Origin of the sequence: Streptomyces sp. NPDC058671, assembly GCF_042716475.1 — a bacterium.
GTDB lineage: Bacteria > Actinomycetota > Actinomycetes > Streptomycetales > Streptomycetaceae > Streptomyces.
Map to the genome: position 1 here is coordinate 115,515 of NZ_JBHXSA010000020.1, position 19,832 is coordinate 135,346.

A 19,832-nucleotide genomic window follows, 5' to 3' on the forward strand; every position below is an offset into this window, starting at 1 on the left:
CCAGGAGGTGTACGGATGTCGTCCAGCGGCATACCGCGTGGCGGGCCCCCTCTCACCGAGCGGGAGGCGGAGGACCTGCTGCGATGTATCTGCTTCAAGACCGGCCCGCCCCGCACCGTGGGCGTGGAGCTGGAATGGCTTGTGCACGAGCTGCGTGACCCCCGGCTTCCCGTACGGCCGCCGAGGCTCGCGGCGGCGCTCGACACAGTGCGGTCTCTGCCGCTGGTGTCGTCGCTCACCTTCGAACCCGGCGGGCAGCTGGAGCTCAGCTCGCGCCCGGCGGGATCGCTCATGGAATGTCTCGACTCCCTCGCCGCGGATCTGCGGGCGGTGCGGTCGGCGCTCGGACCCCTCGGTCTGACCCTCAACGGGTACGGGGTGGACCCGTGGCACGCGCCGCGCGAGCGGGTGCTCCACGATCCGCGTTACGACGCCATGGAGACCGTGCTCGACCGGACGGGTCCGGCCGGCCGTGCCATGATGCGCGAGTCGGCCTCGGTGCAGATCTGCCTGGACGCCGGTGTCGAGGAGCCGGGTCCGCTCGGCTACCACCGCAGATGGCGGCTCGCGCACCTCGTGGGCGCGGTCCTCGTGGCCGCTTTCGCCAACTCCCCGCTGCACGGCGGCCGTCGCACCGGATGGCGCTCGACGCGACAGGCGCTGTGGACGGACCTCGATCCCCTGCGGGCGCTGGCGCCCTCGCCGGACGGGGAGCCGCGGGCGGAGTGGGCCGCGCACGTCCTGGACACCCCCGTGATGTGCGTACGCGCCGACGAGGCGCCGTGGCCGGTACCGGAGGGGCTGACCTTCCGTGACTGGCTGCGCACCGGGCTGCCGCGGCCGGCCGACGAGGACGACCTGCGCTACCACATGACGACCCTGTTCCCGCCGGTGCGGCCACGCGGTCATCTGGAGCTGCGGATGGTGGACGCGCAGCCGGGCCGGGACGGCTGGATGGTGCCGGTGGCGGTGACGACGGCGGTCTTCGACGACCCCGAGGCGGCGGAGAGCGTGTACCGGGCGGTGAAACCGCTCGCGGAGCGGGCCGGCGCCGACCCCGCTCCGCGCAATCCGCTCTGGCTTGCGGCGGCCCGCGACGGGCTCGCCGATCCCGAGCTGCACGCCGCCGCCCGCGCGGTGTTCTCCGCCGCTCTGGAGGCGCTGCCCCGGATCGGCGCGAGCGAGGAACTGCGGCGGGCGGTCGCGGCCTTCAACGAGCGGTACGTGATCCCCGGGAGCTGCCCGGCCGACGACTTCGAGGTGGTGGCGTCATGACGGTCACAGGGGCGGGGCTCGATCCGGAGGCCCTGCGGCGGCGGGCACTGGACGCCCTGACGGCCGCACGGGCCCGTACGGCACTGCTGACCTCCTGCGTCGAGGAGGCTGAACTCACCGCGCAGCACTCACCGTTGATGTCTCCGCTGGTCTGGGACCTGGCGCACATCGGGAACCAGGAGGAGCAGTGGCTGTGGCGGGCGGTGGCGGGGCGGGAGGCGCTGCGCCCCGAGATCGACTCGCTGTACGACGCCTTCGAGCATCCGCGGGCCACCCGTCCGTCGTTGCCGCTGCTCTCGCCGGGCGAGGCCCGCGCCTACGCGGCGGACGTCCGGCTCCGTGTCCTCGACGTCCTTGAGCACTCCCCGTTCGAGGGGCGGCCGCTGCTCGACGCGGCGTTCGCCTTCGGCATGGTGGCCCAGCACGAACAGCAGCACGACGAGACGATGCTGATCACCCATCAGCTGCGCAGGGGGCCGGTCGCGCTGACCGCTCCCCCGCCGCCGGGCCGGACCTCCGGCCCGCTGCCCTCCGAAGTCCTCATCCCTGGCGGCCCGTTCACCATGGGCACGTCGGGCGAGCCGTGGGCCCTGGACAACGAGCGTCCGGCGCATCCCCGGACCGTGGCCCCCTTCCACATCGACACCACCCCGGTCACCGTCGGCGCCTATCTGGCGTTCATGGCCGACGGGGGGTACTCGGACCGGCGCTGGTGGCGGGACGCGGGCTGGGCGCAGATCAGGGAGCACGGCATCGTGGCGCCGCTGTTCTGGCGGCGGGACGGCGGACAGTGGCTACGCCGCCGGTTCGGGGTGACGGAGCCCGTGCCCGAGGACGAACCCGTCCTGCACGTGAGCTGGTACGAGGCGGACGCCTACGCGCGCTGGGCGGGGCGGCGGCTGCCGACCGAGGCCGAGTGGGAGAAGGCCGCCCGGTGGGATCCGGCCTCCGGCCGATCGCGACGCTACCCGTGGGGGGACGCCGACCCTGGCCCCGAGCACGCCAACCTCGGGCAGCGGCACCTGCGCCCCGCGGCGGCGGGCAGCTACCCGGAGGGCGCCTCGCCGCTCGGCGTGCGGCAGCTCATCGGTGACGTGTGGGAGTGGACGGCGAGCGACTTCCTGCCGTACCCGGGTTTCACGGCCTTCCCGTACAAGGAGTACTCGGAAGTGTTCTTCGGGCCTGAGCACAAGGTGCTGCGCGGCGGGTCGTTCGCCGTGGACGCGGTCGCGTGCCGGGGCACCTTCCGCAACTGGGACCTGCCGGTACGGCGCCAGATATTCGCCGGCTTCCGTACGGCGCGCAGCGCGGAGCTGGACTGATGTGCCGTCATGTCGCCTACCTGGGCGAGCCGCTGGCGCTCGGGGAGCTGATCGTCCGGCCGGAGCACGCCCTGCTGCGCCAGTCCTGGGAGCCCCGTACCCAGAGCAGCGGCGTGGTGAACGCCGACGGTTTCGGGGTGGGCTGGTACGCCGAGGGGGATCCGGTGCCCGCCCGGTACCGGCGGGCGGGCCCCATCTGGGGCGACCTGTCCTTCGCGGACCTCGCCCGGGTGGTGCGCTCCGGGGCGCTGCTCGGGGCGGTCAGGGGGGCCACGCTCCCGGGCGCCGACGGAGAGGCGGCGGCGGCGCCGTTCGCCGCCGGGCCCTGGCTCTTCAGCCACAACGGGGCCGTGGAGAACTGGCCGGACTCCCTCGCGGCGCTCGCCGGGGCGCTGCCGACCGGGGACCTGCTGCGGGTCGAGGCGCGCACCGACTCGGCGCTGCTCTGGGCGCTCGTGCTGCACCGGCTGCGCGCCGGTGACGCGCCGGGCCCGGCCCTGGCGGACACCGTGCGGGAAGCCGCCGCGGCCGCCCCGGGATCCCGGCTGAACCTGCTGGTCACCGATGGTGTCCGGATCGCCGCGACCACCTGGGGGAACGGCCTCTGGTACCTGAAGGGCCCCGACCGGGTGGTCGTGGCCTCCGAACCCTACGACGACGATCCGCGGTGGCGGGAGGTCCCCGAGCACACGCTCGTGACCGCCACCCGCGCCGACGTCACCCTCACCCCGCTCAAGGAGCCGTCCGCGTGAGCCCGTTCCAGTTGACCCGTACCCTCGCCCCCGACGCCGCCGGCGCCGATCTGCGCGCCGACGTCCTCCAGGGCCTGACCCGCTCCGCCAAGGAGCTGCCGCCGAAGTGGTTCTACGACGCCAGGGGCAGCGAGCTCTTCGAGGAGATCACCCGGCTTCCGGAGTACTACCCGACCCGGGCGGAGCGGGAGATCCTGGAGGCGAGAGCTTCGGAGATCGCCGCCGCGACCGGGGCCAGGACCCTGGTGGAGCTGGGATCCGGTTCCTCCGAGAAGACGCGGTTCCTGATCGACGCGCTGCTGCCCGGCCTGGAGGGTTATGTGCCCGTGGACGTCAGCGAGTCGGCGCTGACCGGGGCCGCCGAGTCGCTGCTCGCCGAGCGGCCGGGGCTGCTGGTGCACGCGCTGGTCGCGGACTTCACCCGGGGGCTCGCGCTGCCCGGGTCGCCGGGGCCGCGTCTGGTGGCCTTCCTCGGCGGCACCCTCGGCAATCTGCTGCCCGACGAGCGGCGGGCCTTCCTGCGGTCGGTGCGGGCGATGCTCACACCGGGCGACGCGCTGCTGCTGGGCACGGACCTGGTGAAGGACGAGGCGACGCTCGTGGCCGCCTATGACGACTCGGCCGGGGTGACGGCCGCCTTCAACAAGAACGTGCTGACGGTGATCGACCGTGAGCTGGGGGCGGACTTCGACCCGGACGCGTTCGACCACGTGGCGGTGTGGGACGGCGAGCGGGAGTGGATCGAGATGCGGCTGCGGGCCCGCCGCGCACTCACCGTGAAGATCCCCGAACTGGACCTCGTGGTGCCCTTCGCGGCGGGCGAGGAGATGCGGACGGAGGTGTCGGCGAAGTTCCGTCAGGCGGGTGTACGGGCCGAACTGGCGGAGGCGGGCCTGGACCTGGAGCGCTGGTGGACCGACAGCGAGGGCAGGTTCGCCCTGTCGTTGGCGACGGCGCGCTGAGGGACGCCGCGCTGAGCGACGGCGTGCTCGGCCGCTGCCGCGAGCGTGCGGCGGTCCGGGTGCCCGAGCCCCGGGAGGGGTTCGGGCACCCGGACGACGGCGGTGAGACGGCGGGTGGTGACGACCCGCCACAGGGAGGCGGCCAGCGGGTCGTCCCCGACGTACGCGGCGGCGTCGGTGGGCCGGTAGTCGATCCGTACCGGCTGCACGGCGCATCCGGCGTCCAGGGCGGCCTGGAACGCGGCCGGCCGGAAACGCCCGACGGCCCGGCCGCACCAGGTGGAGCCCTCGGGGAAGACGATCACCCGGCCGCCCCCGGTGAGCGCCACGGTCATGTCGCGGACGGTGCCCGGCAGGGCCCTGAGGCCGTCCCGGTCGATGAAGAGGGTGCCGCCGAGTGCGGCGAGCGTGCCGAGGACGGGCCAGCGGCGCACCTCCGCCTTGGCGACCATCCGGCCGGGGAGCACGGCCGCGATCAGGGGGATGTCGAGCCAGGAGACGTGGTTGGCGACGACGAGGAGCGGACCGGTGTCGGCGGGCGCTCCCTCGTACCGGACGCGTACCCCGAAGGCGCGGACCGCCGCACGCAGCCAGATCCGGACCAGGGCGAGCCGCGTGGCGGCCGGGAGCACGGCGGTGGCGGGGGCGGCCAGGACGCCCAAGAGGACGGTCAGGAGGCCGGCGGTCAGCCGCGCCGAGGCCCGGACGGCCCCGGCGGTGCCCGCCCCGGCCCGGTGGAAGGTCTCCGGGTGGGCGGCGCAGCGGCCCGGGGTGCAGGGCGCCGTGGGGAGCCACGGCGACAGGGCCGTGGTCCCGTTCACCGTGCCGGGGCGAGCGAGAGGAAGTGCTTGAGGTAGCGCGGGTGGGTCCGGCGCAGGGAGAGCAGGACGTAGAGGTCGGCGACGCCGAAGGCGGCATCGTGCGCGGGGGCGCCGCACACCCACGCGCCGAGCCGGAGGTAGCCGCGCAGCAGCGGGGGGAGCTCGGTGCGGCCCTCGGGGCGGGCGATGCCGTCGGGGCTCCAGAGCTTGTGCGGGGTGACCCAGTACTCCTCGGGTGCGAGGTGCTTGGCCTTGACGGTGTCCCAGGTGGCGGCGGCGAGGGTGCCGCCGTCGCTGAGCGGGAGGGAGCAGCAGCCGGCGAGCCAGTTGTGGCCGGTGCGGGTCATGTAGCGGGCGAGCCCGGCCCAGATGAGGGCGATGACGGCGCCGTTGCGGTGGGCGGGGTGGACGCAGGAGCGGCCGACCTCCACCAGGTCGTGCCGGACGGGGGCGAGCCGGGTGAGGTCGAACTCGCTCTCGGAGTAGAGGCGTCCGGCGACGGCGGCCCGGTCGGGCGGCAGGATGCGGTACGTGCCGACGACCTCGCCTGTGCTCTCCTCGCGTACGAGGAGGTGGTCGCAGTACGCGTCGAAGGCGTCGCTGTCGAGGCCGGGCTCGGGTCCGTCGAGTTGGGCGCCGAGCTCCCCGGCGAAGACCAGGTGGCGCAGCCGCTGGGCGGCGCGCACGTCCTCCTGGCGGGTGGCGATCTCGACGACGTACCGGGGGGTGGGTTCCTCGGTGGGCGTCAAGGCGTGGGGCGGGGGCTGCACGGCGGGCGGCTGCGGCTGCGCGGGGACCGCGCGGAGCTGGGCGGGGACGGCGAGCGTGGGGGTCGGTGCGGACATGTCGGGCTCCTCCGGCGTACGGAAGGGGAAGGGGGGCCGGGCCGATCGAGCGGTGACCCGGCTCCTTACTTCTTCCGTGACCGGCTGGATTCGACGTGACCGTCCGGGGGATCGTGGGTGTGGACCCGCTGAATGCTATTCGGCGAGGGTGTCCGTGATCGCGGCCGAGGCCCGCGCCGCCGCCCGCAGGGGGTCCTCGCCCTGGAGGACCGCCGTCATGTACGGCTTGATGGGGTTGTCGGCCTCGACGTTCGCCCACTGCGGGGAGTTGGGGGTGGCCCGGCCTCGTGCGGCGCCCTCGGCCATGACGGCCGTGGCCTCCTGGCCGGCGACGACGGAGGCGAGCCCCTTCTTGTTGGGCACGTAGCCCATCGCCCGGGCGAGTTCCGTCTGCCACTTCTCGCCGGCCAGTGCCTTGACGACGTCGATGGCGGCGGTCCGGTCGGGCGCGTTCTCCGGGATGATGAGGTCGGAGCCGCCGGTGAAGACGGCGCAGGGCTGACCGGCCTTCTTGCCCGGTATCGGGAAGTAGCCGAGCTTGCCGTCGAGCGCGGGGTTGGCCTTGAGGATCGCGGCGACGGCGCTGGGCGTGGCGATGAGCTGGGCCACGTCGCCCCGGGCGAAGACCTCGGCCTGCGGCGGGTTCTGCTCGTCGGCGTTCTTGGGGCCGTCACCGAGGGACTGGAGCTCCTTGTAGAAGGCCATGCCCCGCTGGGCCGCGGGGCTGCCGAGGGCTCCGGCCCACTCGCCGCCCTTGTCGACGGCGAGTTCGCCGCCCTCCTCCCAGATGAAGCCGGACAGGGTGTACCAGTCCTGGCCGGCGAGGTAGATGCCCTGGGAGCGGCCGCGGTCGAGCTTCTCGGTGTCGGCGAGCCAGGCGGCGCGGTCGGTCGGCGGGGCGCCGATCCCGGCTTCCCGGAAGAGGCTCTTGTTGTAGATGACGATGCGGTTGGCCGCGTACCAGGGGATCCCGTACTGCGATCCGCCGATCCTGCCGGGCTCGGCGAGACCGGGCAACCAGTCCTCGCTGCCGAGGTCGCGGACGGACTCCAGGGTGAGGTCGAACAGCTTGTCGGTGTCGGCGTACTGGGCGACCTGGGTGTTTCCCACCTCGATGACGTCGGGGCCGCCCCCGCCCTGGATGGCCTCGGTGACCTTCTTCCCGATGCCGGTCCACTCCTGGACGGTGACCTGGAGTTCGACGCCGTCGTGCTCCTTCTCGTACGCCTCGGTGAAGCGGGTGAGGAAGTCCTCGCTGACGCTGTCCCGCATGAGCCAGATGTCGACGGTCCTCGTCCGGCCGCCGCCGCCCGGCAGCATCCCGCAGCCGGCGAGAGCGAGTGCGGTGGCGACTGCCAGCGGGCAGGCGAGAGTGCGGTTCTTCACGTGGGTCACCTTCTGCGTTCAGCACAGGGTCGTGCGGCATGGGGGGCTGACCCGACATGGGGGGACCGAACGGGGTGTTCGCGCGGGTATGTGGCCTGGATTCTGGTCTGGACCAACGGGATGGTCAAGTCCTTGACGATCCCGTTCCGCCCCCGTCGCCCCCTTCTGTTCCCGTACCGCCGGTAATCACCGCTCGGTCACCACGCGCCGACGGACCCGCCGACCGCCCGGCCCCCGCCGTGTCGCGCGGCGACGCGGCCTGGGGCACGGTGGAGGGAACGCACCGAGAGGAGCCCGGCCCCCATGTCGAACCACACGTACCGCGTCACCGAGATCGTCGGCACGTCCACCGAGGGCGTGGACGAGGCCATCCGCAACGGCATCAACCGCGCCTCCCGGACACTGAGGGGCCTCGACTGGTTCGAGGTGACACAGGTCCGCGGCCACATCGTCGACGGCTCGATCGAGCACTACCAGGTCGGACTGAAGGTGGGATTCCGCCTGGATGACGAGGCGTGAGGGGCCGCGAGGCCTGAGGGCGGGACCCGGGCGCTCAGGTGCGGCCCTCCCTCTCCTGGGCGTCCCTCAGCTCCTGCGAGGGGGTCGCCCACAGGGCGCGTACGACACGGAACCCGGCCGCCTCGGCCGCGTCGCAGACCAGCTGGTCGTCGTCGACGAGCATCCTGATCGGGCGATCGGCCCCGAGCCGGCGCAGGATCTCCACCTTGGTCACCCGGGCCGGCCGGAAGTCGCGGTGACGGCGCATGTGCAGCGGCCCTTCCGGCAGTCCGTGCGCGGCCAGCCAGTCCAGCGTGTCCCGACGACAGCGCTCCGGACGCCCGGTCAGGTAGACGACGTCGCACTCCTCCGCCGCCTCGTGGCACAACGTGATGCCCTCGTCGAGGGGCGGATCGCCGGGAGCCGCCGCGAAGAACGCGTCCCAGTCCTTGGGGCGCCGCTCCAGGAAGTGCTGGCGGTGGGCGGTCGCCGCGAGCGTGTTGTCGAGATCGAAGACGGCCAGGGGCCGGTTGTCGGCTGTCACCGGCCCAGCCTAGAAGCCCGCGGCCGCTAAGGACCGCACCCGCCCGGGAACCCTCCCCCGGCCCCAGGCCCGCGGCCCGGATGTCCTCGGGCTGTCGCAGGTTCCGGGGTGCGGCGGCGTCGCCGGCGGGTCACTCGCCCGCGACACGCACCTCCTCGCGGAGGGCGGCGGTGATCTCGGCGGCTTCTTCCATGGAGTAGTCAGCGGCGGGATTGCTGAGCGTCACCACACCGACGGTGCTGTAGTCGACCCAGACGCATCTGACGCCTGTCCGGGTGTGTCCGGGCAGGGTGGGGGTCTTCGGCTCGGCTTTCTGGCACTTCATCACGGCGCCGTCCAGGCCGTCGGGTGACATGTCCCGGGCATCGCCGACAGGCGTGGTGTCCGGACGCTTCCTCATCTCGGCGAACACGGCGTCAAGAGTCCTCTCGGGATCCTTGACCTCGCCGTGGACACCGAGGAACACGAGGCCCTCCGCCTTCGGCACGTCATGCAGTTCGGCGGAGGTCGCGTACACGTTGGCGACCGATGTGGAGTCCGCCGACATGCCGGTCCCGGCCAGGTACTTCGCCTTGGACTCGTTGAGGGGCCGCGGCTCGTCGGCCTTCCCGACCACGCTCTTGTACGTGCCGCCCAGTACCTCGACCGGGGCCGTCAGCCGATGGGGCCCGTCATCCGTCGGCGTCACGCCCCCGCCACCGCCTGCTGTGACGTACCAGACCCCGCCCCCCACGACGGCGAGCGCCACCGCAGCGCCCACGATGAGCCCGGCCTTCCTGCCGCCACCTCCACCCGGCGGAGTCGTCGGCACCTGGCCGTGAAGGACCCACCCGTCATGGTGCGAGGACTGCTGCGGGGCGGAGCCGCCCGGCAGGCCTTCTCGTGGACCGCCGTAACCCTGCTGGGGCACGCCCTGCGGGGCCTGTGGCTGCTGACCGTAGGGGCCCGGCTGCCGCGGCCGGCCACCGTACGGACCGGGCTCATCGTCGCTCATCGGGTCTTCCCCTTCAGGTGATCATGTGGTCGGACATGCCGGTGGCGCAGGACCGCGGAGAGTCGGGCGGGGGCCGGCGAGCCCCGTCACCCGTGCCCCGTGTCAGGACGCCACCCGCTCTCCCGTCGGCTCGGCCACCACTACCTGAACGCGGGACGGGGCGTACTTGCGCGCCTTGGTGAGCATCTTGGCCAGGTCGAACTCGTGGCGCTGCACGGCCACGTGCAGCGGCGCCGGCATCGCCGGATGTGTCGGCCGGACCCCCGTACCGGCCGGCACCGTCGCCCCCTGGCGCAGCCGCACCCCGATCAGCACGTGCTCACCGTCCTCGGGCGTCGCCACGACGAACTGAGTGACGTCGTTCCAGGGCAGCAGCACGTCGGCGACCCGTACGCCGGCCGCGTCGAACTGGAACAGGACGCGACGTGAGTCGAACCAGGACGAGATGAACGGGATCGCCGCGACGATCACCACACCGCCCTTCATGTCGAGTGCCCACCCGAGCAGGAGAGCCAGGGCGACCACGCCCAGGATCGAGCCCCACAGACCGGCCAGGTCCTGGGGCGAGAACGGGCGTGTCACCTTGAACCGCTCCCACCGGCCGCCACGGCGTGTGGCCTGGTTGCCCGACCTCGGATTCGGCACCGACATGCGTGACCCCTTGATGTGTGTACGGAACGACCGCGTGCTCTCCCGGGACCTTAGAGACGGGACGGACGGCATGGCTTGGACAAATTTGATCTCGCTGCTCGGGGTCGACCGCCCGGACCTCGCCGCTCACAGCTCGTGGGCGCCCTCCACCCGGCGTGCGGTCGCCATCTCAGCGGGCGTGACGTCGGCCAGGGCGCGGAACTCGCGGTTGAGATGGGCCTGGTCGTAGAAGCCACAGGCGGCGGCCAGTTCGCTGAGGTCCGTCCACCTGTGGGACAGCAGCTCCACCGACCGGTGGAAGCGCAGCACCCTGGCGGACGTCTTCGGCGTCAAACCGACCTGCTGGGTGAAGCGCCGGACCAGGTGGCCGTGGCTCCAGCCGACTTCGGTGGCGATGCGGGCGACAGGGATCGTTCCCGCCGACCGCGTGAGCAGCCGCCAGGCATGCACGACCTCGGGCGAGGGATCGGGGCCGCCGTCCAGCCGGGTCAGCAGCGCGGCGTCCAGCAGGTCGAACCGCTGAGCCCAGTCACGGGTTGCCGACATCCGCTCCACCAGCTCATCCGCCCCGGGACCGAGGACGTCCCGCAGCTCGATCACCGTGTTCGTCAACTCCCGCATGGGCACCGCGAAGAGTCGGTACGCACCGAGCGGAGTCAGTTCGAGTCGTATCGCCTCCTGGCCACCTGGGTGATCGCACACCCGCGGCCCGTCTTCGAGCCCCGCGACCAGCGACCCGACCACGCGCACTGCGGGACCCGCCGCCCTCAGCCGGAACACCTGGGCGAACGGCTCCCCCAGATTGACCACCACGACGGCTCGTCCCCTGGGAACGAGCCGAACCCGGTACGAAGTCGCCGCCGCCACCCGGTATCCGTCGTAACTGTGCACATACGGCCGCAGCCCCGAGGGCCAGGGCCGGGTCACCCGCAACCGATCACTGAACCGAGTCGCCACGGCTCCTGGACCGGCCGCGCCCCCGTCACCAGCTCCCGCCACACCGGGCCCCTTCCCTCCAGGGGACCACCCCTCATCAAGGGCGTCCCTTCACTGCCGGGGCGGGTATGATGACACGCTTGCCCGAACGACGACTCCCGAGGCATCGCGGCTCCCGCACAGGACCCACCTGCGGCCGGGGACCGAGGAGCCGGTTCTGCATCAGGTCTCGCCGGTGACCGCCGCGTGGCCGGCCGCCGCCAGGACCCCGGGGTGTCGGCCCCGTGCCGTGGACCTGACGTCAGGCCGCCCGGGTGTCAGGCCGCCCGGGTGTCAGGCCGCCCGGGTGTCAGGCCGCCCTCACGCCATGGACCTCCGGCTCCCCCGCTCCACCCCGCCCCCCCGATCCGGGCAAACGGGTCCCAGTGGCTAAAATCGCCCCATGCAGGAGACCCTCCACGATCCGTACGTCCGTGTCCGCGGCGCCCGTGAGCACAACCTCGCCGGGGTCGACGTCGACATCCCCCGTGACGCGCTCGTCGTCTTCACCGGGGTCTCCGGCTCCGGCAAGTCCTCCCTCGCCTTCGGCACGATCTACGCGGAGGCCCAGCGGCGCTACTTCGAGTCGGTGGCCCCGTACGCGAGGCGGCTGATCCACCAGGTCGGCGCGCCCGCGGTGGGCGAGATCACCGGGCTTCCTCCCGCGGTCTCCCTCGAACAGCGCAGGTCCTCGCCGAACGCCCGCTCCTCCGTCGGCACCGTGACCACGCTCTCCAACTCGCTGCGCATGCTGTTCTCGCGGGCGGGCCGCTACCCGGAGGGCGCCGAGCGGCTCGACTCCGACTCCTTCTCCCCCAACACGGCGGCGGGCGCCTGCCCTTCGTGCCAGGGTCTCGGCCGCGTCCACGACACCAGCGAGGAACTCCTCGTCCCCGACCCCGAGCTGTCGATCCGTCAGGGCGCCATCGCCGCCTGGCCGGGCGCGTGGCAGGGCAAGAACCTGCGGGACGTCCTCGACACCCTCGGGTACGACGTCGACCGGCCGTGGCGCGCACTCGCCGCGAAGGACCGGGAGTGGATCCTCTTCACGGACGAGCAGCCGGTCGTCACCGTCCACCCGGTACGGGACGCCGACCGCATCCAGCGGCCCTACCAGGGCACGTACATGAGCGCACGGCGCTACGTCCTGCGGACCTTCTCCGACTCGAAGAGCCCGACCCTGCGCACCAAGGCGGAGCGTTTCCTCACCAGCTCCCCCTGCCCGGTCTGCGGCGGCGGCCGGCTGCGGCCCGAGGCGCTGGCGGTGACCTTCGCCGGCCACACCATCGCCGACCTCGCCTCCCTGCCGCTGACGGCCCTGTCCGGGCTCCTCTCGACGGCCGCGGAGGATACGGCGACGGCGCGCGTCCTCACCGAGGACCTCGTCGCCCGGATCGCGACGGTGACCGAACTCGGCCTGGGATATCTGAGTCTGGACCGCGCCACCCCCACCCTGTCCAACGGCGAGCTCCAGCGACTGCGTCTCGCCACCCAGCTGCGCTCGGGGCTCTTCGGCGTCGTGTACGTCCTCGACGAGCCGTCCGCCGGGCTGCACCCGGCCGACACCGAGGCCCTGCTCGTCGTCCTCGACCGGCTCAAGGCCGCCGGTAACTCCGTCTTCGTCGTCGAGCACCACCTCGATGTCATCCGGCACGCCGACTGGCTGGTGGACGTCGGCCCGCACGCCGGGGTCCACGGCGGGCAGGTGCTCCACAGCGGCCCGCCGGAAGGCCTCGCGGACGTCGAGTCGTCCGCGACCCGGCGCTTCCTCTTCGACCGGGCGCCCGCGCCCGCCCGTGAGGTGCGGGCGCCGGCCGGATGGCTGCGGACGGGACCGGTCACCCGGCACAACCTGCGGGCGGTCGACGCGGCCTTCCCCGTCGGCGTCCTGACCGCCGTCACGGGCGTCTCCGGCTCGGGAAAGTCGACGCTCGTCGGCGCGCTGACCGAGGAGACCCCGGGAGTGAAAAGACTGGTGACGGTGGATCAGCGACCGATCGGCCGGACCCCGCGTTCCAACCTCGCCACGTACACCGGTCTGTTCGACGTCGTGCGGAAGCTGTTCACGGAGACCGAGGAGGCACGGGCGCGCGGCTACAAGGCGGGCCGCTTCTCCTTCAACGTGGCCGGAGGCCGCTGCGAGACCTGTCAGGGCGAGGGCTTCGTCTCGGTCGAGCTGCTCTTCCTGCCGAGTACGTACGCCCCGTGCCCCGACTGCCACGGCGCCCGCTACAACCCCGAGACCCTTCAGGTGCGGCTGCGGGGGCTGACCATCGCCGAGGTCCTCGACCTGACCGTCGAGTCCGCCGCGGCCTTCTTCGCCGACGTCCCCGCCGCCGCGCGAAGCCTGCGCACCCTGCTCGACGTGGGCCTCGGGTATCTGCGGCTCGGGCAGCCGGCGACCGAGCTGTCCGGCGGTGAGGCGCAGCGCATCAAGCTCGCCGCGGAGCTCCAGCGGCCGCACCGCTCCGCCACGCTGTACGTGCTGGACGAGCCGACGACCGGCCTGCACCCGGCGGACGTCGAGGTCCTGATGCGCCAGCTCCACGGCCTCGTCGACGCCGGCCACTCGGTGGTCGTCGTCGAGCACGACGTGGACGTCGTCGCCACCGCCGACTGGGTCGTGGACCTGGGGCCGGGCGGTGGCGACGAGGGCGGCCGGATCGTGGCGGCGGGGCCCCCGGACCGGGTGGCGCGGGCGGCGGACAGCCGCACCGCGCCGTATCTGGCCCGGTCCCTGGGAATCGCCGGACGACCCTGAGGCCGCCCGGCCGATCAGCCCGGAGTGACGGTCGGGCCGCCGCCTCGGCCGGGCCGGAGTGACGGTCGGCCGGAGTTTCGGTCAGGCCGCCGTGTCGAACGTGTAGTGCGGGGTGTGGTCCAGCATGTCCGCCGGGGTCACGTCGTTCCACGGGCGCATGGTGTCGCCGAGGTCGACGACGTTCGCGGTGCCCGCGGCCGGGAGGTACGTCGACCGGGGGTGGCGGGCCTGCCAGTCGGCCCACAGTCTGTCGATGAAGGCGTGGTGCAGCCAGAACACGGGGTCGTTGGGGGAGACTCCGGTGCCCATCTGGCCGCCGACCCAGACGTGGACGCGGTTGTGGAGGTTCACCCCGCGCCATCCCTCCAGGTGGTTGCGGAAGCCGTCGGAGGAGCTGTTCCAGGGGGCGGTGTCGTAGGTCTCCATGGCGAGGACGGAGTCGACCTCCGCGCGGGTGGGGAGCTGGCGGCCGCCCGCACCGAGGTCGCGCCGGAGGTAGTCGCGCCCGTCGACGCGGACGGTGATCGTCCATCGGTTGCCGCCGCGGGCGAACGGTCCGTCCGTGACCTGGCCGTCGCGGAGGCGCCCGGTGCCGCCGAGGAAGTCGGGCGCCCAGAGCGAGGAGCGCGCGGTGCGGTCGGCCGTCCAGTCCCAGTAGGGGAGGTTGACGGTCGGGTCGACGGACTGGATCGCCTGTTCGAACTCTATGAGGAAGCGCCGGTGCCAGGGCAGGAAGGACGGCGAGCGGTGGCCGACGCGGTCGCCGCTGTCGGTGTCACTCATGATGAAGGCGTTGTGGGTGGTGACGAAGGTGTCGTACCGGCCGGAGCGCTTGAGCTCCAGGAGGGCGTTGACGAAGCGCCGCTTCTCGTCGGCGGTGAGCGTGGCCTGGTTCTTGCGTACGGTCATGACGGTGTGCCGTTCCTGGATCGGTCAGCTGAGGGTGAGGGGTACGAGCGGGGCGCCCTGGAGTTCGCGGACGGCCGCGCGGGCCAGCGCTCGGGGCGTGGCGACGGGCTCGTAGTGGTTGATGACGCTGATCCAGGTGCCGTCGGCGTTCCGCATGACGTGCAGTTCCTGACCGTCGATCGTCACGGAGTAGCCGCCTCCGTGGTGTCCCCCGTGGTGACCGCCCCCGTGCGAGGGCCCGCCCTTGATGCGGCGCCCCTGGTAGACCTCGTCGAAGGTGGCCGGAGCCGGGTCGGCCGCCGGTGCGGCGGCCCGGGGAGCGGCGGCGACGGCGGAGCCGGCCAGGGCGAGGCCGGCGGCGGCGCCCGCGGCGCCTGCCGCGACGCCTAGGGCCCGGCGGCGGGTGATGCTGGACATGAAACCCCCATGTGGTCGGTACGACCGGGGGTTTGGTCATATGCCCCCGGCTTGCCCCATCAGTACCGGGGGGTGTCGGCGTGGCGGAAGTCCGCTGGGGGCGGTTGGCCGTGAAGTGGACAACCTGCCATGGAATGTACAGAGTCGAACGAAGTTGATCTTCCTGTCGTTCGCGACGGGGACACCCCGGAGCGAAGATCTTGCGGAGAATGTGATCTCCTCGTGAGCGATCTTTCGCTCCGGGGTGCGAGGTGTGGCGGAGCCCACGCCGCCAAAGTGTCCGGATCCGGTCTCAGCCCCGACCGGCCTTGCGCTGTGCTCGCAGCCACTCCCTGTTCATGGACGCGATCGACGGCAGCGGGATCCCCTTCGGGCAGGCCGTCGCGCACTCCCCCGTCAGGGTGCAGCCGCCGAAGCCCTCCGCGTCCATCTGGGCCACCATGTCCAGGACCCGGGTCTCGCGCTCGGGGGAACCCTGCGGCAGCACGTTCAGGTGGTTGATCTTGGCCGAGGTGAAGAGCATCGCCGAGCCGTTGGGGCAGGCCGCCACGCACGCGCCGCAGCCGATGCACTCCGCGTGTTCGAAGGCGGAGTCCGCGTCCGCCTTGGGGACGGCGGTGGCATGGGCCTCGGGGGCCGCACCGGTGGGCGCCGTGATGTAGCCGCCGGCCTGGATGACACGGTCGAAGGCGGAGCGGTCGACGACGAGGTCCTTGACGACGGGGAAGGCGGAGGCCCGCCAGGGCTCGACGTCGATGGTGTCGCCGTCCCGGAAGGACCGCATGTGGAGCTGGCAGGTCGTGGTGCGCTCGGGCCCGTGCGCGTCGCCGTTGATGACGAGGCTGCACGCGCCGCAGATGCCCTCGCGGCAGTCGTGGTCGAACGCCACCGGGTCCTCACCGCGCAGGATGAGTTCCTCGTTGAGGGTGTCGAGCATCTCCAGGAACGACATGTCGGCGGAGATGCCGTCCACGTCGTACGTGGACATGGCGCCGGGTGCGTCGGCGTCGCGCTGGCGCCAGACGCGCAGGGTGAGCTTCATGCGTAGCTCCGCTGGGTGGGGTGGACGTACTCGAAAGTGAGGTCCTCCTTGTGGAGGACGGGCGCGTCGCCGGTCCCGCGGAACTCCCAGGCCGCGGCGTACGCGAACTCCTCGTCGCGGCGGGCGGCCTCGCCGTCCGGGGTCTGGGACTCCTCGCGGAAGTGACCGCCGCAGGACTCGGCCCGGTGGAGCGCGTCGAGGCACATGAGCTCGGCGAGTTCCAGGTAGTCGACGACGCGGTTGGCCTTCTCCAGGGACTGGTTGAACTCCGCGCCCGTGCCGGGGACCTTGACGCGGCGCCAGAACTCCTCGCGGATCTCGGGGATCCGGGCGAGGGCGGTGCGCAGCCCCGCCTCCGTACGGGCCATTCCGCAGTGCTCCCACATGAGTTCGCCGAGTTCGCGGTGGAAGGAGTCGGGGGTGCGGTCGCCGTCCACGGAAAGGAGGAGACGGAGCCGGTCCTCCGTCTCGGCGAGCACCTCCTGCACCGCCGGGTGGTCGTCGGTGACGGGTTCCGTGCGGGGCCGGCGGGCGAGGTAGTCGTTGAGGGTGGCGGGCAGGACGAAGTACCCGTCGGCCAGCCCCTGCATGAGGGCGGAGGCGCCGAGCCGGTTGGCCCCGTGGTCGGAGAAGTTGGCCTCGCCGATGGCGAAGAGGCCGGGGACGGTGGTCTGGAGGTCGTAGTCGACCCAGAGTCCGCCCATCGTGTAGTGCACGGCGGGGTAGATCCGCATCGGCACCTCGTACGGGTTCTCCGCGGTGATCCGCTCGTACATGTCGAAGAGGTTGCCGTACTTCTCCTCGACCACCGCCCGGCCCGTCCGCCGGATCGCGTCGGCGAAGTCGAGGTACACGCCCTGGCCGCCGGGGCCGACGCCACGGCCCTCGTCGCAGACGTTCTTCGCGGCGCGGGAGGCGATGTCGCGGGGGACGAGGTTGCCGAAGGAGGGGTAGATCCGCTCCAGGTAGTAGTCGCGCTCGCCCTCGGGGATGTCGGCGGCCGGGCGGGTGTCGCCCTTGGCCTTGGGGACCCAGATGCGGCCGTCGTTGCGGAGGGACTCGCTCATCAGGGTCAGCTTCGACTGGTGGTCGCCGGTGCGCGGGATGCAGGTGGGGTGGATCTGGGTGAAGCAGGGGTTGGCGAAGTACGCGCCCCGCCGGTGGGCCCGCCAGACGGCGGTGGCGTTGGAGTTCATCGCGTTCGTCGACAGGTAGAAGACGTTGCCGTAGCCGCCGCTGGCGAGGACCACCGCGTCCGCGTAGTGGGTGGAGATCTCGCCCGTGATCAGGTCGCGGGCGACGATGCCCCGGGCCCGCCCGTCGACGACGACCAGGTCGAGCATCTCCGTGCGGGCGTGCATCTCGACGTTTCCGGCGGCGATCTGCCGGGACAGTGCCTGGTAGGCGCCGAGGAGGAGCTGCTGGCCGGTCTGGCCCCGGGCGTAGAAGGTGCGGGAGACCTGGACGCCGCCGAAGGATCGGGTGTCGAGGAGACCGCCGTACTCGCGGGCGAACGGGACGCCCTGGGCGACGCACTGGTCGATGATCTCGACGGAGATCTGCGCGAGGCGGTGGACGTTGGACTCGCGGGCGCGGAAGTCGCCGCCCTTGACGGTGTCGTAGAAGAGGCGGTGGACGGAGTCGCCGTCGTTGCGGTAGTTCTTGGCGGCGTTGATGCCGCCCTGGGCCGCGATGGAGTGGGCGCGGCGCGGGGAGTCCTGGAAGCAGAACTGGACGACGTGGTAGCCCTGTTCGGCGAGGGTGGCGCCGGCGGAACCGCCGGCGAGGCCGGTGCCGACGACGATGATCCGGTGCTTGCGGCGGTTGGCGGGGTTGACCAGCCGGGCCTGGAAGCGGCGGGTGTCCCAGCGTTCGGCGACGGGTCCGGTGGGGGCCTTGGTGTCGGCGAGCGGCTCACCGACGGTGTGGTCGAGATAGCTCATGGTCAGCTCACCACTCCGGTCATGACGGCGACGGGGACGGAGACGAAGCCCGCGGTCAGGACGAGCGCGAGGCAGTCGGAGAGGCCCCTGAGGAGGCGCTCGCGGCGGGCGCTGCCGACGCCGAGCGTCTGGGCGGCGCTCCAGAAGCCGTGGCGGACGTGGAGTCCGACGGCGAGCATGGCGACGATGTAGATCACGTTGCCGTACCAGGTGGAGAAGGTGTCGACGACGTTCTGATAGGGCCTGCCCTCCTCGAAGCCGCCCGGGTGGACGGTGCCGGTGGTCAGGTCCAGGACGTGCCAGACGATGAAGAGGGCGAGGACGATCCCGCCCCAGCGCATGGTGCGGGTGGCGTAGGAGGCGCGCCTGCGGCGGTGGACGTACGCGGTGGGCCGGGCCTTCAGGTCGCGCCGGCTGAGCTGGTACGCGCAGACGGCATGGGCCACGACGGCGGTGAGGAGCACGATCCGGACGAGCCAGAGGGCCCACTCGTGGTGCAGCATGGGAGCGCCCATGACCCGCAGCCAGTGACCGTAGGCGTTGAACTCCTCGGGGCCGAAGAAGACCTTCAGGTTGCCGGCGACGTGCGCGACGAGGTAGCCGAGCATGAGCAGCCCGCTGACGGCCATGACCGTCTTCTTGCCGAGGGTCGATGACAGGAATCCGCGTGACGGTGGGGAGGACGGCGGGCGGCGCGTCGTCCGGTCCCTCGTGGGTGCCAGAGCCATACCCCCGACGGTAGGGCCGAGGGATCCGAGAGGTCCAAGACATGGTCCGGCTGATCTCGATAGGTGGAGCCTATTCACCTGCCCTACCCTGGGGTCATGCAGTTCCAGCAGCTCCTCTACTTCGTCGCCGTGGCCGAGACCCGTCACTTCACCCGGGCGGCGGAGCGCGTCCACGTCTCGCAGCCCTCCCTCTCCCAGCAGATCAAGGCCCTGGAACAGGAGTTGGGCGCCGAGCTCTTCAGCCGCGCCCGGGGCAACATCACGCTCACCGACGCGGGCGAGTCGCTGCTGCCCCTCGCACGGCGGATCCTGGCCGATACCGAGACGGCGCGGATCGAGGTGCAGGAGCTGGCCCGGCTCAAGCGGGGACGGGTCCGGCTCGGCGCGACCCCGAGCCTGTGCACCGGGCTCCTTCCGGACGTGCTGCGGGCCTTCCACGACCTCCATCCGGGCATCCAGCTCCTGATCCAGGAGGGCGGCTCGCACGATCTCGTACGGGAGCTGGCGCGCGGGGCCCTCGACCTGGCGCTCGTGGTGCTGCCGCTGCCGACCCCGTCACCGGCCCTGACCACGGTCGAGCTGCTCCGGGAGGACCTGGTGGTGGTCTCGTCGGCCTCGGCCCCGGCGCCGCGCCGTCCGGTGCGGATCGCCGATCTCAGGGACCAGCCGCTCGTGATGTTCCGGCACGGCTACGACCTGCGGGAACTGACCGTCGGGGCCTGCCGGGCGGAGGGGTTCGAGCCGACGTTCACGGTCGAGGGCGGCGAGCTGGACGCGGTCCTAGGTTTCGTACGGGCCGGGCTCGGGCTCGCGGTCGTCCCCGCGATGGTGGCGGCGCGCGCCGGCCGAGACCTGCGGGTGACGGCCCTCGCCCGGCCGGGCCTGCGCCGGATGATCGCCCTGGCCCACCGCAGCGATGTCGCTCCCCCGAGGGCGGCGCGGGAGCTCCAGCGGATGCTGCTCGCCTCGCGCCGCGGCCGGGGCGGGATGCCCGACTAGGGCCTCGC

The 19,832-nt window shown here is 72.5% G+C and carries 20 protein-coding genes; 8 read left to right on the forward strand and 12 right to left on the reverse strand.

Translation table 11 applies throughout. The features are described 5' to 3' along the window. Positions 1–15 precede the first annotated feature (15 nt). Genes egtA through egtD form a run of 4 tightly spaced genes read left to right on the forward strand, consistent with a single transcriptional unit; the run spans position 16 to position 4,311 of the window. Positions 16–1,275, forward strand: coding sequence for an ergothioneine biosynthesis glutamate--cysteine ligase EgtA (egtA, locus tag ACFWV2_RS24295; protein ID WP_384407599.1), 1,260 nt, complete (start codon positions 16–18; stop codon positions 1,273–1,275). Further along, positions 1,272–2,597, forward strand: a complete 1,326-nt coding sequence (gene egtB / locus ACFWV2_RS24300; protein WP_384407601.1) for an ergothioneine biosynthesis protein EgtB — start codon at positions 1,272–1,274, stop codon at positions 2,595–2,597. Before egtA ends, egtB begins: the two co-directional genes overlap by 4 nt. Beyond that, on the forward strand, positions 2,597–3,349 hold the full coding sequence (gene egtC / locus ACFWV2_RS24305; protein WP_384407603.1) for an ergothioneine biosynthesis protein EgtC: 753 nt from the start codon (positions 2,597–2,599) through the stop codon (positions 3,347–3,349). The genes egtB and egtC overlap by 1 nt, the downstream gene beginning before the upstream one ends. After that, positions 3,346–4,311, forward strand: a complete 966-nt coding sequence (gene egtD, locus ACFWV2_RS24310; RefSeq protein WP_384407605.1) for an L-histidine N(alpha)-methyltransferase — start codon at positions 3,346–3,348, stop codon at positions 4,309–4,311. Before egtC ends, egtD begins: the two co-directional genes overlap by 4 nt. On the opposite strand, the gene ACFWV2_RS24315 is transcribed toward egtD, so the two are convergent. From ACFWV2_RS24315 to ACFWV2_RS24325, 3 genes are all read right to left on the reverse strand, one after another. Further along, on the reverse strand, positions 4,206–5,114 hold the full coding sequence (locus ACFWV2_RS24315; protein ID WP_384407659.1) for a lysophospholipid acyltransferase family protein: 909 nt from the start codon (positions 5,112–5,114) through the stop codon (positions 4,206–4,208). The genes egtD and ACFWV2_RS24315 overlap by 106 nt on opposite strands. A 14-nt stretch (positions 5,115–5,128) precedes the next feature. Continuing rightward, positions 5,129–5,977, reverse strand: a complete 849-nt coding sequence (locus ACFWV2_RS24320; RefSeq protein WP_384407607.1) for a GNAT family N-acetyltransferase — start codon at positions 5,975–5,977, stop codon at positions 5,129–5,131. A 135-nt stretch (positions 5,978–6,112) separates the two neighbouring features. Further along, positions 6,113–7,363, reverse strand: coding sequence for an extracellular solute-binding protein (locus ACFWV2_RS24325; RefSeq protein ID WP_384407609.1), 1,251 nt, complete (start codon positions 7,361–7,363; stop codon positions 6,113–6,115). A 303-nt stretch (positions 7,364–7,666) separates the two neighbouring features. Here ACFWV2_RS24325 and ACFWV2_RS24330 point away from each other — a divergent pair, with 303 nt between their 5' ends. Next, the gene (locus ACFWV2_RS24330) at positions 7,667–7,882 is read left to right on the forward strand and encodes a dodecin (RefSeq protein WP_384407611.1); all 216 of its coding nucleotides are present in this window, start codon (positions 7,667–7,669) and stop codon (positions 7,880–7,882) included. 34 nt (positions 7,883–7,916) lie between these two features. Here ACFWV2_RS24330 and ACFWV2_RS24335 read toward each other — a convergent pair whose 3' ends face one another. Together ACFWV2_RS24335 and ACFWV2_RS24340 are read right to left on the reverse strand one after the other, a co-directional pair. Then, positions 7,917–8,405, reverse strand: coding sequence for a hypothetical protein (locus tag ACFWV2_RS24335; protein ID WP_384407613.1), 489 nt, complete (start codon positions 8,403–8,405; stop codon positions 7,917–7,919). A 130-nt stretch (positions 8,406–8,535) separates the two neighbouring features. Beyond that, complete coding sequence (locus tag ACFWV2_RS24340; RefSeq protein WP_384407615.1) at positions 8,536–9,165, reverse strand: hypothetical protein; 630 nt, start codon at positions 9,163–9,165, stop codon at positions 8,536–8,538. Between the two features lie 75 nt (positions 9,166–9,240). Here ACFWV2_RS24340 and ACFWV2_RS24345 point away from each other — a divergent pair, with 75 nt between their 5' ends. Next, positions 9,241–9,420, forward strand: coding sequence for a hypothetical protein (locus ACFWV2_RS24345; RefSeq protein WP_384407617.1), 180 nt, complete (start codon positions 9,241–9,243; stop codon positions 9,418–9,420). Between the two features lie 81 nt (positions 9,421–9,501). Here ACFWV2_RS24345 and ACFWV2_RS24350 read toward each other — a convergent pair whose 3' ends face one another. Beyond that, positions 9,502–10,050, reverse strand: coding sequence for a hypothetical protein (locus ACFWV2_RS24350; RefSeq protein ID WP_384407618.1), 549 nt, complete (start codon positions 10,048–10,050; stop codon positions 9,502–9,504). Between the two features lie 126 nt (positions 10,051–10,176). Beyond that, a complete protein-coding gene (locus tag ACFWV2_RS24355) occupies positions 10,177–11,007 on the reverse strand; it encodes a helix-turn-helix domain-containing protein (RefSeq protein ID WP_384407620.1) in 831 nt (276 codons plus the stop codon). Positions 11,008–11,428: 421 nt separating this feature from the next. Here ACFWV2_RS24355 and ACFWV2_RS24360 point away from each other — a divergent pair, with 421 nt between their 5' ends. Then, positions 11,429–13,786: an ATP-binding cassette domain-containing protein gene (locus tag ACFWV2_RS24360; protein WP_384407622.1), complete on the forward strand. Its 2,358-nt coding sequence runs from the start codon at positions 11,429–11,431 to the stop codon at positions 13,784–13,786. Positions 13,787–13,867: 81 nt separating this feature from the next. On the opposite strand, the gene ACFWV2_RS24365 is transcribed toward ACFWV2_RS24360, so the two are convergent. The 5 genes from ACFWV2_RS24365 to ACFWV2_RS24385 form a co-directional block, all read right to left on the reverse strand. Next, positions 13,868–14,695 (reverse strand): tyrosinase family protein, encoded by an 828-nt coding sequence (locus ACFWV2_RS24365; RefSeq protein ID WP_384407624.1) that lies wholly within the window; start codon positions 14,693–14,695, stop codon positions 13,868–13,870. Positions 14,696–14,719: 24 nt separating this feature from the next. After that, the gene (locus tag ACFWV2_RS24370; protein ID WP_384407626.1) at positions 14,720–15,112 is read right to left on the reverse strand and encodes a tyrosinase cofactor; all 393 of its coding nucleotides are present in this window, start codon (positions 15,110–15,112) and stop codon (positions 14,720–14,722) included. A gap of 292 nt (positions 15,113–15,404) precedes the next feature. Further along, positions 15,405–16,154, reverse strand: coding sequence for a succinate dehydrogenase/fumarate reductase iron-sulfur subunit (locus ACFWV2_RS24375; RefSeq protein WP_384407628.1), 750 nt, complete (start codon positions 16,152–16,154; stop codon positions 15,405–15,407). Then, complete coding sequence (locus ACFWV2_RS24380; protein WP_384407630.1) at positions 16,151–18,097, reverse strand: fumarate reductase/succinate dehydrogenase flavoprotein subunit; 1,947 nt, start codon at positions 18,095–18,097, stop codon at positions 16,151–16,153. Before ACFWV2_RS24380 ends, ACFWV2_RS24375 begins: the two co-directional genes overlap by 4 nt. Positions 18,098–18,099: 2 nt before the next feature. Next, the gene (locus tag ACFWV2_RS24385; protein WP_384407632.1) at positions 18,100–18,825 is read right to left on the reverse strand and encodes a succinate dehydrogenase; all 726 of its coding nucleotides are present in this window, start codon (positions 18,823–18,825) and stop codon (positions 18,100–18,102) included. Between the two features lie 96 nt (positions 18,826–18,921). On the opposite strand from ACFWV2_RS24385, the gene ACFWV2_RS24390 reads away from it, so the two are divergent. Then, positions 18,922–19,824, forward strand: coding sequence for a LysR family transcriptional regulator (locus ACFWV2_RS24390; protein ID WP_384407633.1), 903 nt, complete (start codon positions 18,922–18,924; stop codon positions 19,822–19,824). Positions 19,825–19,832 lie beyond the last annotated feature (8 nt).

Bases quoted from the DNA above. Each gene is read 5' to 3' on its own strand.
- ACFWV2_RS24370 (WP_384407626.1), bottom strand. From the start codon at position 15,112: ATGTCCAGCATCACCCGCCGCCGGGCCCTAGGCGTCGCGGCAGGCGCC.
- ACFWV2_RS24345 (WP_384407617.1), top strand. From the start codon at position 9,241: ATGGTGCGAGGACTGCTGCGGGGCGGAGCCGCCCGGCAGGCCTTCTCG.
- egtA (WP_384407599.1), top strand. From the start codon at position 16: ATGTCGTCCAGCGGCATACCGCGTGGCGGGCCCCCTCTCACCGAGCGG.
- ACFWV2_RS24350 (WP_384407618.1), bottom strand. From the start codon at position 10,050: ATGTCGGTGCCGAATCCGAGGTCGGGCAACCAGGCCACACGCCGTGGC.
- egtB (WP_384407601.1), top strand. From the start codon at position 1,272: ATGACGGTCACAGGGGCGGGGCTCGATCCGGAGGCCCTGCGGCGGCGG.
- ACFWV2_RS24320 (WP_384407607.1), bottom strand. From the start codon at position 5,977: ATGTCCGCACCGACCCCCACGCTCGCCGTCCCCGCCCAGCTCCGCGCG.
- ACFWV2_RS24330 (WP_384407611.1), top strand. From the start codon at position 7,667: ATGTCGAACCACACGTACCGCGTCACCGAGATCGTCGGCACGTCCACC.
- ACFWV2_RS24380 (WP_384407630.1), bottom strand. From the start codon at position 18,097: ATGAGCTATCTCGACCACACCGTCGGTGAGCCGCTCGCCGACACCAAG.
- ACFWV2_RS24365 (WP_384407624.1), bottom strand. From the start codon at position 14,695: ATGACCGTACGCAAGAACCAGGCCACGCTCACCGCCGACGAGAAGCGG.
- ACFWV2_RS24385 (WP_384407632.1), bottom strand. From the start codon at position 18,825: ATGGCTCTGGCACCCACGAGGGACCGGACGACGCGCCGCCCGCCGTCC.
- ACFWV2_RS24375 (WP_384407628.1), bottom strand. From the start codon at position 16,154: ATGAAGCTCACCCTGCGCGTCTGGCGCCAGCGCGACGCCGACGCACCC.
- egtC (WP_384407603.1), top strand. From the start codon at position 2,597: ATGTGCCGTCATGTCGCCTACCTGGGCGAGCCGCTGGCGCTCGGGGAG.
- ACFWV2_RS24360 (WP_384407622.1), top strand. From the start codon at position 11,429: ATGCAGGAGACCCTCCACGATCCGTACGTCCGTGTCCGCGGCGCCCGT.
- ACFWV2_RS24390 (WP_384407633.1), top strand. From the start codon at position 18,922: ATGCAGTTCCAGCAGCTCCTCTACTTCGTCGCCGTGGCCGAGACCCGT.